General features: G+C 35.3%; 12 protein-coding genes. 8 read left to right on the top strand and 4 right to left on the bottom strand.

The window, feature by feature from the left end:
* Window positions 1-9: 9 nt before the first annotated feature.
* Entirely contained in the window at window positions 10-2,244 is a 2,235-nt protein-coding gene (locus tag F3J23_RS18685) for a reprolysin-like metallopeptidase (protein ID WP_167032567.1), read from the bottom strand.
* Between the two features lie 379 nt (window positions 2,245-2,623).
* Here F3J23_RS18685 and F3J23_RS18680 point away from each other — a divergent pair, with 379 nt between their 5' ends.
* The 8 genes from F3J23_RS18680 (at window position 2,624) to gwsS (ending at window position 9,768) form a co-directional block, all read left to right on the top strand.
* Entirely contained in the window at window positions 2,624-3,322 is a 699-nt protein-coding gene (locus F3J23_RS18680; protein WP_167032565.1) for an SGNH/GDSL hydrolase family protein, read from the top strand.
* Between the two features lie 30 nt (window positions 3,323-3,352).
* On the top strand, window positions 3,353-3,871 hold the full coding sequence (locus F3J23_RS18675; protein WP_167032563.1) for a hypothetical protein: 519 nt from the start codon (window positions 3,353-3,355) through the stop codon (window positions 3,869-3,871).
* A 106-nt stretch (window positions 3,872-3,977) separates the two neighbouring features.
* Entirely contained in the window at window positions 3,978-4,832 is an 855-nt protein-coding gene (locus F3J23_RS18670; RefSeq protein ID WP_317167747.1) for a transketolase, read from the top strand.
* 31 nt (window positions 4,833-4,863) lie between these two features.
* A complete protein-coding gene (locus F3J23_RS18665; RefSeq protein WP_065396745.1) occupies window positions 4,864-5,811 on the top strand; it encodes a transketolase family protein in 948 nt (315 codons plus the stop codon).
* A gap of 644 nt (window positions 5,812-6,455) precedes the next feature.
* Entirely contained in the window at window positions 6,456-6,668 is a 213-nt protein-coding gene (locus tag F3J23_RS18660) for a TIGR04139 family peptide modification target (protein ID WP_167032559.1), read from the top strand.
* 86 nt (window positions 6,669-6,754) lie between these two features.
* Window positions 6,755-7,573 (top strand): GLPGLI family protein, encoded by an 819-nt coding sequence (locus F3J23_RS18655; protein WP_317167740.1) that lies wholly within the window; start codon window positions 6,755-6,757, stop codon window positions 7,571-7,573.
* Between the two features lie 7 nt (window positions 7,574-7,580).
* On the top strand, window positions 7,581-8,483 hold the full coding sequence (gene gwsG / locus F3J23_RS18650) for a grasp-with-spasm system ATP-grasp peptide maturase (RefSeq protein ID WP_167032555.1): 903 nt from the start codon (window positions 7,581-7,583) through the stop codon (window positions 8,481-8,483).
* A 199-nt stretch (window positions 8,484-8,682) separates the two neighbouring features.
* On the top strand, window positions 8,683-9,768 hold the full coding sequence (gene gwsS / locus F3J23_RS18645) for a grasp-with-spasm system SPASM domain peptide maturase (protein ID WP_167032553.1): 1,086 nt from the start codon (window positions 8,683-8,685) through the stop codon (window positions 9,766-9,768).
* Between the two features lie 197 nt (window positions 9,769-9,965).
* On the opposite strand, the gene F3J23_RS18640 is transcribed toward gwsS, so the two are convergent.
* The 3 genes from F3J23_RS18640 to F3J23_RS18630 form a co-directional block, all read right to left on the bottom strand.
* Window positions 9,966-10,343, bottom strand: a complete 378-nt coding sequence (locus tag F3J23_RS18640; protein WP_167032551.1) for a hypothetical protein — start codon at window positions 10,341-10,343, stop codon at window positions 9,966-9,968.
* Window positions 10,344-10,414: 71 nt separating this feature from the next.
* Entirely contained in the window at window positions 10,415-10,885 is a 471-nt protein-coding gene (locus F3J23_RS18635) for an Lrp/AsnC family transcriptional regulator (protein WP_034696982.1), read from the bottom strand.
* A gap of 134 nt (window positions 10,886-11,019) precedes the next feature.
* Complete coding sequence (locus F3J23_RS18630) at window positions 11,020-15,813, bottom strand: translocation/assembly module TamB (RefSeq protein WP_167032549.1); 4,794 nt, start codon at window positions 15,811-15,813, stop codon at window positions 11,020-11,022.
* Between the last annotated feature and the right edge of the window lies 1 nt (window position 15,814).

Raw genomic sequence — 15,814 nt, 5'->3', positions numbered from 1 at the left:
CGGATTGATTTATTCTTTAATCCATTTTACGGTTTTATCCATATTCTTAGTTTTGATCTTGATCAGATAATCTCCTTTAACCAATTGTTCCAGATTAAAGCTTGCTGTATTATCGTTACCCGCTCTGTTATTTGCTTTACTAAATACCAATCTTCCGCTTACATCATAAACTGTAATATCAAATACATCATTTGATTTGGTAAACTGGATATTCACAATACCTTTGCTCGGATTTGGATATACTAAAAATACATCTTTATTTCCAGCTGTTTCACTCACAGAAAGGTTTTGAGTAATTGTAAAATTAACCGGGTTAATGTTGTAGAAAACATTATCAGCTGCTGCTACCATAATTCTGGCTTGTGTTGTACTCACATTAGGAATTGTGATCGTCTCAGAACCATCATTTGGAGTAGAAGCTAAAATAGTGGTAGGATAAGTAAGTCCACCATCTGTTGAAAGATAAATATTCACATTGGCACAATTTACAGGGAAAGCAGTTGTGTTGGCAACATCCCATGTAATGGTTTGGGTAGTGTTCCCCATCCAGCTTACCGCTGTAGTAGGAGCAGTTACATTGAAAGGTCCTGAATTTCCGTCTACCGTAATCACAGCATCGTCATTAGCAACTCCTGCGCAACCTGCATTGTTGTCTCTTACTGTCAGTCTGAACTCCATTGTTCTTGCATAAGAAGGCAAAATTTCTCCTTTAGATACTGTGTTATTGATAACATCTGTAATTTTTGGGAAGTATCTGTAAGGAACTGTTACAGGTACAAATGATCTGAATATGGCTGCATTTCCAGTTGGTGCATTCCAATCTCCTGCAGGGCCTACATCATTTTGTTCCCAGCAATAAGTAAGCGGATTATTATCTACATCCGTAGCAGATCCTTCTAATCTGAACGGGGTACTCTTAGGAATGGTATAATCAGCTCCCGCATTAACGGTAGGAGCAAAATTGGATACCGGAAGTGTTACCTGGCATGTTGTTGACTGAACTTTCGTTGTAATAGACTGAAATGATTTGGTATGAAAAATAGGAATACTGTTAGGTGCTAAATTATTGACACTTCCACAGATCCCTGCATAAGCCATAATCGTAATTCCACTTCCCGGCTCTACGGCATTGGCTGCACTACGGTTTCCTCCTCCACAGCTTCCTGTAGTTGCATTGAAAGTATGCGGACCTCCAAACTGATGTCCTACTTCATGGGCAACATAATCAATATCATAAGGATCTCCCACAGGATTAGGAGAACCGGTGATTCCTCTTCCTTTATTTGTAGCGTTACAGATTACACCTAATCCGGCCAATCCGCCGCCGCCTGTACTAAAGGTATGCCCAATATCATAATTGGCATTTCCTATTAAGAGATCAATCTGAGTCTGGCTTTCATTAATAAGCGTACCTGCGCTGTTATTTCCATTAAAAGGATCTGTAGCCGCATTGGTAAAGACAACATTGATTTCATTATCCACCAGTACCAATCTTGACGCTACTTCCTGCTCATATACACCGTTTACTCTGTTTACAGATGTTACAATTGCGGAAAGAGTTTGGGCCACAGTAGGAGTTGCTGAGCCTGTTGCTGCAACAGCATATTCTCCGGTACAGGCTACCGCAAAGCGGAAAATTCTAATTTGATTTCCTACGCTTGGGGTTACTGTTTTTTGGGCGCTTTTTTTTTCTAATGGAAAATCTTCATCCTTCGTTTCGCAAACTCTTGGATTCTTATCAATCAAATCACTTTTTCTGTAAATGATATAATTATTAATATCGGTTTTTGCGTAAGGATCAATATAAGTATCTCCTGCTACCACAGATTTTATCTGAGCATGAAAGCCCAATTCTGTAAAATCAAGTTTTATAGTAGCATAGCGGTCATCTATACCCTGTCCTGTTAAAGTAACAATCTGAGGAAACTGTCCGGCTAATTTCGGAGCCATTACTGAAGATTTCCAGATCTTGAATTTTGCTTTTGTTCCGTCTGGCATAGGTAAAACAATAATCGGAGCATTATCTTTACGATCATCATCTTTAAGTTCCGGAACCGAGTTGATATAGCTCTTCATGGAAGCTACATCCAGTTTGTAGGTCAGGAATTTCTCAGGCTGTACGGTCCTGTTTTTAGGCTGTGCGTTAATGGTCCTTTCGCTGACCACTGTAAAAAAATCCTGGGCTTTTCCTAAGGAAATAGATACAAGAAATATCCCCAGGTAAGATAATTGTTTAATTTTCATATTTTATGGTGTTGGGTTTTGTATAATATCATTAAAATGCAGACAATTAAAATTGTTCAATTCTAAAAAAATAACATTTTAAATCGTAATGCCTATAAAATTAACTAAATTTATGTAATTATCATGTATAAAAAAGGCAAAAATGATAAACAATCTTTAAAAACCAATAAATTAAAAATAAATTTCCAAACAAACACCAATAAAACGAAAAATATAAATACAAAAACTAAAACTCTTTACCTGCTCAATTTTCATAAATCATGATTATCTTTGAAATGGAATCATATTTTTGGCTAAAACATTGAAAAATTTACTTCTGTTTAAATTATTTCTATTATCAGAAATGTAGAACTAAAAGAAATCACAAACAACATTCTATATGAAATTATCAGTTTTTATTGCCCTTAGTTTACTTACTTGTGAATTTATAAATGCACAAAGTGCTATTGATTTTGCTAATATCACTAAATACAAGGATGAAAACACCGCTATTTTAAATTCAAAGAAAAAAGTGGATGTTGTCTTTATGGGCAATTCCATTACAGAAGGCTGGGTAAAGAGCCATCCGGAATTTTTTACTGAAAATAACTATACAGGCAGAGGAATCAGCGGGCAGACGACATCACAAATGCTGCTCCGTTTTCAAAATGACGTAGTATCTTTAAAGCCAGAGCTTGTAGTCATTAATGCCGGCACCAATGATATTGCTCAAAATACGGGAGTTTATGATCCGGATTTTACATTTAATAATATCAAGTCAATGGCTGATATTGCCAAAAACAACGGAATTAAAGTAATTATTGCATCCGTACTACCGGCAGCTGCATTTCCATGGCGTAAAGAAATAACCGAGGTTCCTCAAAAAGTAGAAGCCCTTAATAACAGATTAAAACAATATGCTAATAATAATAAATTCATTTTTGTAGATTATAATACAGCTATGCGTGATACGAAAGGAGGCATGCGTGAAGGACTTTCAAAAGACGGCATTCATCCTCTTCCTGAAGGGTATGCTATTATGGAACCTCTGATTAAAAATGCTATCAACAAAACATTAGGGAAAAAAATAAAAATTTAAACAAATCCAATACACTATATTCTAATAGCTATGAAAAAAATTATTTCATTTTTTATATTTATTCTGGCATTTGGTTTTATGAATGCTCAGGAAAATTTTGAAGTATCCACTTTAAGAATCGGGCCTTACAAAATTTTTATGCCCAAGACCGAGGTTGAAAAAATTGCAGGTATAAAACTGAAGAATCCGGACGGAGAGAAAAAAAACATAGTAAAATATAACGGAGAAGCTATTCAAATCGATCTTTTTGATAATTATGTTAATGAAGCGAATCCAAGTGTTCCATCTGTGGTATACATGAATACCACCAGCAAAAAATTCAGAACTAAAAGCGGGCTTGGAGTGGGAAGTACAAAAGACGATCTTATCAATGCCTACAGAAACTATCCAAGTTTTAGTGTGCGTCCGGATTGGGATAAAAATGATAAACCTGTTAAAGATTCCGGATATTTCAACCTAGATGACAGCCAGGCGGGAACACAATTATCTTTTAAATTTGTTAATAATATTGTTACTGAAATTTCTGTTTACCTTAATGAAGGCTGTTAAAAGCGGAAAAATATTTAAATAATTCAAAATCCGGATATTGTATCCGGATTTTTGCATTTCCATAAGCCATTAAAAAATTGTAAATTCGCGTGCAAATAAATCAGATATAATGAGTAAAAGTATTGAAGAGTTAAAATCTCTTACTACGCAGATCAGAAGAGACATTTTAAGAATGGTTCATGCTGTAAATTCAGGACACCCGGGCGGAAGTTTAGGTTGTACGGAATACTTTACAGCACTTTATGGTAAAGTAATGAACTATAAACTTCCTTTCACTATGGAAGGCAAAAATGAGGATCATTTTTATCTATCGAACGGGCACATTTCTCCGGTATTCTACTCTACTTTGGCAAGATTCGGCTTCTTCCCTGTAGATGAGCTTAAAACTTTCAGAAAACTGGATTCGAGATTACAGGGACACCCTACTACTCATGAAGGGCTTCCTGGTATCAGAATCGCTTCAGGGTCACTTGGACAAGGGCTTTCTGTGGCTCTTGGTGTAGCAGAAGGTAAAAAACTGGATGGAGAACAGTCTCTTGTTTACTCTCTTCACGGAGACGGTGAGCTTCAGGAAGGTCAGGTTTGGGAAGCATTGATGTATGCTGCTGCTAAAAAAGTAGACAATATCATCTCTACTATTGATTACAACGGCCGTCAGATTGACGGGGATACGGATGATGTATTAAGCTTAGGAAATCTTCATGCTAAACTTGAAGCATTCGGATGGATTGTTCTGGAAGAAAAGAACGGTAATGATCTTGAAGCGGTTATTGCTATTCTTGAAAAAGCTAAAACTGAAACAGGAAAAGGAAAACCGGTAGCCATTATTCTTCATACAGAAATGGGTTACGGTGTAGATTACATGATGGGTACTCATGCTTGGCATGGTAAAGCTCCTAATGACGAGCAATTAGATACAGCATTCAAACAATTGTATTTAGAAGCCCCAGCTGATTACTAATTTCTTAACCCCTGATTAATAAAAATAAAAAATGAAATATACATATACAGAAAAAAAGGATACTCGTTCAGGATTCGGAGCCGGATTAGCAGAACTAGCTGACAAAAATCCTAATGTGGTAGCACTTTGTGCAGACCTTATCGGTTCTTTGAAAATGGAAAAATTCATTGAGAAAGCACCGGAAAGATTCTTCCAGGTAGGTATTGCAGAAGCTAACATGATGGGACTTGCTGCAGGTCTTAGCATCACTGGAAAAATTCCTTTTACAGGAACTTTCGCTAACTTCTCTACTTCAAGAGTTTATGACCAGATCCGTCAGTCTATTGCTTACTCCGGGAAAAATGTAAAGATCTGTGCATCTCACGCAGGGCTTACTTTGGGAGAAGATGGGGCTACGCACCAGGTTCTTGAAGATATCGGTATGATGAAAATGCTTCCTGGAATGACGGTAATCAATCCTTGTGATTACAATCAGACTAAAGCTGCCACTATTGCTATTGCTGAGCACGAAGGTCCTGTATATTTAAGATTCGGTAGACCTACTGTTCCTGTATTCATTCCGGAAGATATGCCTTTCGAAATTGGAAAAGGAATCATGCTTCAGGAAGGAACTGATGTAACCATTGTTGCAACCGGGCACCTGGTATGGGAATCTCTTGTAGCTGCTGATGAGCTTGAGAAAGAAGGTATTTCTTGTGAGGTGATTAACATCCACACCATCAAACCTCTTGATGAAGAAATCATTTTAAAATCTGTTGAAAAAACAGGTAAAATTGTAACAGCTGAGGAGCACAACTACCTTGGCGGTTTAGGGGAATCTGTTGCGGGAATGCTTGCAAGAAGAAGACCTACAAGACAGGAATTTGTAGCTGTAAACGATACATTCGGAGAGTCTGCAACACCTGCTGAACTGATGAAGAAGTATAAAATTGATGCTGCTGCAGTGAAAGAAGCTGTAAAAAGAATCTTAGCGAACTAATCAATAAGGTAAATCATATAGCTGCGGGCTGTTTCTTCGAAACAGCCCGCAGTCTTTTATTGAATCACAGATTCAATACTGGAGTTGGTTTTATATATACTTGCCATGGCTGCTTCTACCCTGCTTATTATTTCTTATTATTCCTGTTGCTACAGTGAAATTCCTACCCCAATCAGAGCGGGACATAGTATTTCTTTGATCTGTTCATCTTCTCTTCTGTTAGAGTTTTTGAGCCTGAAAAGTAATTGTTAATCCTGCAGTTTCTTACCATATTATATTGCATCTTCACTTTCTGATGATTTGTACAATAGAATATATTACTATTAAGTATTCTCTTATTACCTGATATTTTTCACAGAATTATCAACCTCTCTCTTTTCTTTTTTCTTATTACTGTATTCCAGCGAATTACAAGAGATTCACCAATCCCCTATTTATGCATGTTTGTACAGAAAAATAACACATAATCCGCAATTTTTATCACAGCAAAGTGACCTAATTATTGATAGTTTTGAAACCATCAACGTTGATGAAAACCATTTTTAAAATGTAAGTGTACAGTGCATGATAAAATTGGGAATTGTTCAGCCCAATGTCAGGGATTATATGACACAAGTGAGTTATTAAAATTAAAAACTATCAAAATGAAAAAATTAAAAGGTATGAAGAGAAATTTCTCTTCTTTGGAAAACAAAAAATTAAATGATGTAAGATCAATAGTAGGCGGAAACGGAAGTTCATATTCAATTAAGTCTAATCTTGTTAATTCAGACGGATGTACAGATACAGATTATTATAATGATGATGGATCATATAAAACAAGAGGCTGGCTTTGTATAGGTAGTAGTTTTGATTAAAACAATAGGAGAGAAATATTCTCTCCTATTTAATAAATCATCTTCGATAATTATATATAACATTTTAATTCCAATCAAAATTATAAATGATGAAAGTTTCAACCTTTTCCTGCTGCTTATTTTTAATAGGGATTGTCTCTGGATTTTTAAAGGCACAGAACTCAAGTTTTATATATGAACTTAATTATAAGTATAATTCAGACAGTTTAAAAACTGAAAAAATTATTTTCTATTTAGATATTAAAAATAAAGAATCCATATTTCGGTCAGATAAGTTTCGTCAATCTGATTCATTAAGAGCAAAGCAAGGTTGGGGAAACGGATTCGATATGGAATATAACAATAAACAGCTATACATTTATAAAAATATTGGAAAAGAGATATTAAAATATGTCTTCGTCCCTTTAATTCACAGTACTTATGTCATTCCTATTAATGATGAATTTCATTGGAAAATCATAGAAGAAAGAAAAAAAATTGGAAATTACAATTGTCAAAAGGCAGAACTGAATTATGGGGAACGGAAATGGATTGCTTGGTTTACAAATGAAATCCCCTTACAAGAAGGGCCATATGTCTTTTATGGATTACCAGGAATGATTGTAAACATCTTTGATGAAAAATTCAATTATGATTTTTCTTTGATCCAGGTAACAGACTTTAAATGGAAGGAATTGAATGCAGATAAATTTCGAAAAAAAATTACCTGGGAAGATTTCAAAAAGCTTCAAAAAAATTATTATACTGAACCTTTATCAATGATTAATAAAGCAGATGTGAAATCCTATGATGAGAGCGGAAATCTTATAAAAACAGATTTTAAAGAAATGAAAGAAAATATTCAAAAAAAAATAAGAGAAAAAAACAACCCCATTGAGCTGAATTATAAGGTGGAATATAAGTAATTTCAAAATGATACTAATTATCTCAAAAAATTCTGACAGAACAACTATTCAGGTACTAAGATGGCTTTCAACAGCAGGGAAAAAATGTATCCGCATCCATGAAGATGAATTTTTTGAAATCAAAGTCATAAAAAAAAGAATTTGGCTGAAAAGTCACAGAACTGGTTTTTATCCTGATGAAATTACAAGTGTATGGTATCGAAGAGGTGGTATTAATTTTAAACGGCTACAATACCATCATGCTTCTATCAATATACATATGAATGAGGCTCAGCACTGGCTTGAAGACTATGTGATAAAGACTTTAGAGTCTAAAAAGCATATTAATACCCAAAACAATGCGCATGTGAATAAGCTTGTCGTATTAGAAATGGCAAAGAATGCCGGCCTTAAAGTTCCGAATTATTTTCTTGCTGAAAATACTGATGAGGTTATGTTGGAACAAACAATAGTAAAATCTATTACCGGAAATGTAATCTTAGAGTCTATAAATAATGATGAAGATGGTATTATGTATACAACCGTAGTAAATGAAGCAGAAAAAAAAGATTTTTTTATCTCTTTTTTCCAGGATAAAATTGAAAAAGAGTTTGAAATCCGAAGCTTTTATCTGAATGGAAAAATTAAATCTATGGCGATATTTTCGCAAAAAGATGAACAAACTAAAGTGGATGTAAGAAAATATAATATTGATAAGCCTAATCGAAATGTTCCCTATAATCTGCCAATAGATATTGAAGAGAAAATAAACGTACTCATGCGTTCATTAAATTTAAATTCCGGATCTCTTGATTTTATTAAAAAGGGAGATGATTATTATTTTTTAGAAGTAAATCCAATTGGACAGTTTGGAAATATATCCGCAGATTGTAATTATTTCCTGGAAAAGGAGATAGCAGACTATTTATAGCTTTATTAAAATCAAAAATAATGAAAAATAAATTCAACGAAACCTACTTGCTCCCACTTACATTCAAATATCTTGAAACTATAAAAAAGAAAACTCCACATAAGAAGAATGAAGAGATAATTTATTTCATAGCATGTGAGAAATACGGTACTCAATTCTATATTAGAGAAAAACCAGTAAAATCAGTGACCCGGTTATTATGAAATATTTCAATCTATTTTCAAACATTCTCATCACCAAAGGAGCTGGCAGAATTCTAATCTCTGATCTCCAGAGAAACGTATCAGAGCTGTATCCTTTAGAACTCTATGAAATAACAGAGGACTTGAAAAAATACTCCATAGAAAATATGATGAATGATTATGACGAAGATTCTAAAAATATCATTCAGGAATATCTGGATATTCTTCTTGAAAAAGAATATGGATTTATTACAGAGAATGACTGGAACAAAAATTTTCCGCCACTTTCACATGAATATCACGAGCCCAGCCTCATAGCAGATATCTTTATGGAAATGGATGATATCAGCCTGTTAGAGAAAATAAAACCATCAATAGAAAACCTCGGGGTAAAACATTTGACTATTTACAGTACAAAAACTCTCAGCGCACAAGATATTATTAACATTGATAAGACTTTTGAAACTTCAGTATTATCCGGAATAGAAATATTTTCTCCTTTTAAACGTGAAATTGATCAAACATCTATTAAGCTCCTTCATAACCATACCTCAAGAATATATAATATTATTTTCTACAATTGTCCGGCTCCTCATTTTAAAGCTAAAGATGAATATCGGTTTACACTGCACTATATTGAAGAAGACCTGAAAATATCATCATGCGGAAAGGTTGATTTGAAATACTTTAATACCAACCTTCCAAAAGTACTGGAAGCAATCAATCATAACTCATGTCTGCATAAAAAAATAGGCATTGACAAGGCTGGCAATATTAAAAACTGTCCACTAATGAAAGAAAGCTTTGGAAATATGGAAAATAGCACACTTGAAGAAGTTATAGAGCAACCCGGTTTCAAAAAATACTGGAGCGTAACCAAAGACCTTATTGAAACCTGCAAAGACTGTGAATTCCGTTATGTATGTACAGATTGCAGAGCCTATACTGAAGATGCTCTTAAAAAAAAACAAAGTTTAGATACTTCAAAGCCTTTAAAGTGTGGTTATAACCCCTATATCTGTAAATGGGAAGATTGGGCAGCCAATCCGTTAAAAACGGAAATTATCCACCTTTATGACCTTACAGGGATTCAAATCACCTGATTCTGTATGATTAATGTTCTCTTTTATATTCTTATTCTTGTTATTAAAATAGCTTTTAAATTGAATTTAAAAGCTATTTGTTATTTTATAGATCACATGAATAAAGAATTCAAATATGAGGTTTTACGTATAGAATTCAGAATGATCAATTCATTTGGTCTGATTCATTTTAATTTACACCAACCAGCTGTATTCTCCTATTTAAAAAATTTCCATTTCGGAATTATGGCCAGCATCCCGAATCCTGTAAAAAGGAAAAGATTGGTAACATCTGTATATAAAAATGTTGACAGATAGTAATTATGCATAAAGAAATGCAGCACCAGTAGTACTGGGAACATAAAGATTCCTACTTTTCTATAAAAGAACATCAGCACCAGCCCTACCATCATCAACAGATCTATCGAAAAGATAACATAAAAATACCACCTCGGGATCTCCAGATATTCGTGCTGAAGGTATTCATCCACATCAATTCCAAGCCCCATAATCGTAAACAGCATCAAAGCTGCAAATGCGAGCACAAATCCCCATCCTTTCTTCGGATCTTCGTCAAAATAGCTGTATTCTTCCATACCTGCAAAAATAAAGAACTTATGAGAGATTTCATAAGTTCTTTTATAATTATTCGTTTTTAAAATTTGACTTATACAGAGATCGCGTTGATCAGTCTGTTTTTGTCACTTAAGAATTCTTCCATAGAGATCATACTTTCAGTTCTCATTACGTCCTGAATGTCGTCAATTTGATAGATAATTCTTTTAGCATCATCCGTATTCTTAGCTCTTACTTTACAGAAAATATTATATTTTCCGGAAATAACACTAGCCTCGATTACATTTGGAAGAGTTGACAATTCTTTCAATACTTCCTGAGTACGATTTGATTTTGTCAAAAGGATACCTATGAAAGCTGTAAAATGATAATCAAGCTTACCATAATCAATGTTAAGAGATGATCCCAAAATAATACCTGCATCTTCCATCTTTTTCACTCTTACGTGAATTGTTCCAGCAGAAACATCCATCTGCTTTGCAATTTCAGTAAAAGGCATTCTTGTGTTTTCTACTAAGAAATCAAGAATTTTCTTGTCTATTTCGTCCAGTTGATAGTTCATATTAGTTAAATTACAATTTTTTTAAAAAATCTATGTATTTTTTGCAAATTTACGAAAAATAATTTAACTAAAAAATATATATCAAATATTAACAATAATTAACACAGATGATAAAAATCATTAAAATATTCTAATTATTTACCATTTGATTTTATAGAATCTGTTTTTATTTCACTTTTCGGCTCCGCAGTTTTTTTGTCTTTTTTCTTCTTTTTAAACAAAGAATTGAAGCTTTTACTCCACACAGCCCCTACACCATAAGCTTGATTAGCAGAACCGTTTGTACTCACCATTCCGATGTTTGTAGGCTTAGAATAAGCACGTACCAAAAAAGTACCGTCATTTTTCTTAGACAAATCATATTCTACCGAACCTTCTGTAGAAAGATAATTGTTTTGCTGGGTACCTTCTGTTTTGGATAATGGGATTCCTAAACCTGTTTTTACATTCAGTCGTGGAGAAACGACTACACTTACCCCTGCATTGGCTCTATCTCCAACATTAGAGTTCTGATCTCCTTTTACATAGTTCAGGTCAATCTGGAATTCATTACTCATCGTATTCAGAACAGATCCTAATTGTTTCAAAAGAATATTATAACCTGAAGATTCGGCTACATTCCCTACATTCACATCTACCCCTCCTGTATTGGATACGTTGAAAGTGCTCAGCAACAGGATTGAACCGAACTGAAGAACCTTCTCTCCTTCCTGGCTCATCTTTGCCGCAAGGGTTTCCCTTACCTGGCTGGATACATCTAAAGCTGTTACATTAAGATCAATTTTTGGATCAACAAGAGATTGAGTAATATTAGCCTGAAGTAAAATACTGATAGGTTGAAGTTTTCCCATACTGAGGTATTCTCCGGCATTGGAAACCATCCTGATATAATTCGCTGTGATATCCAGTGTAGGTTTCATTGCATCACCATCCCATCTGATACTGCTGTTCTTTTCAATCTGGAATGTTTTATTAAGAATCGCTTTAGAGATAAATGTTCCGTTATCCACTTTATAAGTTCCGCTCATGGCAATATTCCCCTGTCTGTTCATCTGGAATTTCAGAGGATCAGCAACTCCTTTTACCGTAATATTTCCTACATCATCTCCAACAAGCACATTCACTGTTGTTCCTTTATCTACTGCCAGATTGAAATCAATATTCATGTTGGCACCTGTCTTTTTCTTTTCTTCCAGGGTAATCAATCCGTCTTTTCCTTCTTTCAGGAATCTCAGCATCTTAAATTCTTCAACATTTGAAGTGGAACTTGAATTGAAAGTAAATGTACTTCCATTCAGTGCCTTCATATTAGGTGTTGTGATACTCAGCCCTGAAACAGGTCCGTCCACATAGAGATCTCCCTGTCCGTAAACTCTTCCCCAGAACAAATCGAAATCTTTTTGGGTTGTATTAAGCATCAGAAGATTATCAGCCCTCATTACGAGAGAAACTCCCATTGAAGAAAGGGTTTCAAACTGGATCGCCCCGGAGACGTTTCCTTTGGAATTGGTTCTTCCGTCATGCACTTCAATATTGTTAAGAATGGCAAGCCCTTTTGTAAGCTGGATTACGGTATCATCAAATGAATAATCCACACCTGTGAACAAAAGTTTTAATCCAAAATCTTTCAAAGCAATATCCCCGCTATAATCCAGATTATTAAGCTTACCGTTAATCTTAAGATCTCCAGTTGCTTTTCCGCGGAGGTTTCCAAAAATAGACTGTACAAACTGTTGTGTAAATGCAAGATCAAAATCACGCATCTCAGCATTAAGATCAATAACCGGAGTAGACGTATTATTATTCACTGTTCCTGTCAGGTTAAGACTGTTATTTCCAAGAACTCCTGCAGAATGAACTTTTACATCTATATCATACACATTCAGTGAGAAACCGTTGGTAGCAGAAATAGAAATATCTCCCATATCATTACCGTTCATCTTAATATTATCTACCGTAAGATCTACCAAAGGCTGCAGTGTGCTTTTATCCATTTTGATCTTGACACTTCCGTTTGCAAGGCCTTTAATATCCATTGTATTCCCTCCCGACTGCATTTCCAGAAGCTTTTCTATAGCAAAATCATTGATGTCAGCATCTACATAAAAATCTTTTGCCGATTTAAACTGAGCTTCTTTAATAAACAATGCACTTTTATCAGAATAAACACGCAAATTCCTGATATCAAAATCACCGGTTTTCTTCCTGTACGTAATGGAATGGTTAAGCTCCGGGCTTGTATCTACTGCCCACGTCACTTCATTGAATTTTACTTCTGTAGGCTCAAACCTGAAAACATAATCACCTGCATCATCTGTAGACTGATCCACATTGATGGCATATTCTTTAAGCTTTTCATTAATTTCATCATCAGGACTTCCGTGTTTAAATACTGTGGCCAGATGCAGTATATTTCCGTTCTCATTGCTTCCTTTAAGCTCAAAGTCTTTGATAATATTTTTATTGTATTCTAACCTATTGATTCTCGCATACAGCTGCTGGCTCAGATTAGCAGTATTAATTCTGATCTTAAGACTGTCCACCATTGCGCTGTCTCTATTGAGATTCTTTCTGTCATTGATCTTATAATCCGGATTGGAGGCAGCAAGAGCTTTATCAGCATCTGTAACCTCTTCTTCTTTCGTCATGACATATTTTAAGGCAGAAGCATCCAGATTCAGGATGAGATTATTGGAATCCCCATCATATTCCCCCTCTACTACAGCACCATGCGGCAGCTTCAGCTCAGGTAAAAAATAATTGACCACACCCTGCTGAACATCAAATTTCAGTGTAAAATTCTGCCCGCGATATAGTTTTCTAGGCGGAGGTCCCACCAAGATCTTTCCAACCCCATTTTCCACCATTCCTGCAAGATCGGCAAGACTGTATCTTCCGGAAATCTTACCTATAGCCGCTCCCGGAGCATCCACATCAATAACACGGCCTCCCGCATCTACAAAAGTTTTCAGTTTGGCATTAGGAATATCATACTTCTGAGTAGCAGTAGCAAAATGAAGATTATTGGCACTCACATCCAGCGTAAGATCATTAATGGAAGACATAGACATCTTACCTTCCACCTGTCCGCTCACAATCTGATTTCCTGGTTTACTGGTGAAGTAGTTCATGTTCAGATAAGTCACATCAGCATTCACATCCATAGCCACCTTGGAAGTACTGAAATCTATCAGTCCTTTAATTGTTGCTTTCGCCTGTTCATCATTAACTGTGATCAGTCCGTTGTATTTTTTATGATCCAACAATCCATCAAGATAAAGATTATTGATTGTTTTATCCATGATTTCAACACTTGCAATCTGAGACTTGGTTGTCAGACGCATCGTATTCACATCAAAACTTTGCCCGTTAAGATCAAATTTCCCGGAGATCAAGCCTACCGTTTTATTCTTCGTAATTACAGAAGTATTAAGATCTTTTACATCCAGATAGCCTGAATATTTCGGCATAGATGTACTGTAGCCTGTTAAGGTCAGTTTGGAAATGCTTGCCTGTCCTATTCCGGTCATTAAATTCCCGCTTTCCACATAAATCTGATCCGGGTTTACTTTTGCCGTTCCATTGTATTTTAATTTTCCGAAATCATCTGCAAAATTCTTCATCTTATTCGAAATAAAAGAAGGCATCATTGCTTTCAGATCTTTATAGGTGAAATCCGTAGAAAGATTTTTTGTTTCGATTGAAAAATGTCCATTCAGCAGATTATCCACTTTCATAGTTTTGGTCGCTATATTCACATCAGGGTTTCTGATCAGAAAATTTTCCAGATGGAATTTATTTAAAGGTCCCGTCATTGTTCCCGCCAGGTTGAATGGTTTGATATTATCCCAGTTCGTTACAAAGTAGCTGATATCATACCCGCTCATCTGGCTTCCCTGATCAATATTCATGTCCCAGCGTACTTTATCCGCAAAATCAGCCCATGAACCATCATGAAGATTGAATTTAATATCTCCCTGAAGTAAAGTATGATCTGTATTTAAGGTAAGATCTTTTAAAGAAAGAAACTGCTTGGTAAGAGATAATTCTGTTGAAAACGTATCAACGATATGAGATTTTCCCCATCTCGTCGTTACAAATGACATATTATTGATCAATGCCGAAATATTCGGGCCATTGACTTTAACGTTAGGTGCTTTTAAATTAAATTTTGTTGCAGTAAGCCATTTTCCTTTATCACCGGGAGAATTCTCATTCACAATGGAAACTTTGGAATCAATGATCTGTATTCTTGAATTTAACTGAAAAGGAGGTTTTTTCGGATCTCTCTTCTTCCCGTTATCAAAAAGATCTACAAATCTTACAAAATTGGAGATGCTGTCTCCTTTATAGGTAATCACCTTTACATCGGCATTCACAAGTGTAAGTGAATTGAAGCTTAAAGAATTGCTGTTTCCTGAAATGGCATTCACCGCAAGTGAGATCCAGTCTGAATCTGCACGGAATTCACGGGATTTAATAAATTCAAAACCTTTATAGTCTTTAACCTTCAACCCTTTTATGGTTACATCCCCGAAATAATTTACATCTACGCTTTCTGTAGAAAATTCAGACTTAAAATCATTATTAACCAGCTTTAATGCCTGATCTGCGGCCCATTGTTTGGTTACCGGAAGATTAACAGCTATAAGAACTCCTCCCACAAGAAAAACCCCCAGCCAGAAAAGAATAAGAAGAAGCTTTGCCCACCAGGTATAACTGGTGACATCTTTTATGGCCTGTTTCCCGAACTCTTCAGCCGTTTCTACAGGATGATGTATCGCATCCGAAGCAAGCTCAGACGCTTCTTTCACTGTCTCCCGAACTTTTCCTTCTACATTTTCGACAGTTTTCTGTACCTGATCACCTAAGTTTTCAGTTACCGATTTTTTATTCTCATTCTCGTTATTATTCTCTAACTTTGCCATT

The sequence above is a fragment of the Chryseobacterium sp. Tr-659 genome, assembly GCF_011752975.1.
Lineage (GTDB): Bacteria > Bacteroidota > Bacteroidia > Flavobacteriales > Weeksellaceae > Chryseobacterium.
Note: the sequence above shows the minus strand (reverse complement) of the source record. Positions and strands in the feature narration are given on the sequence as shown.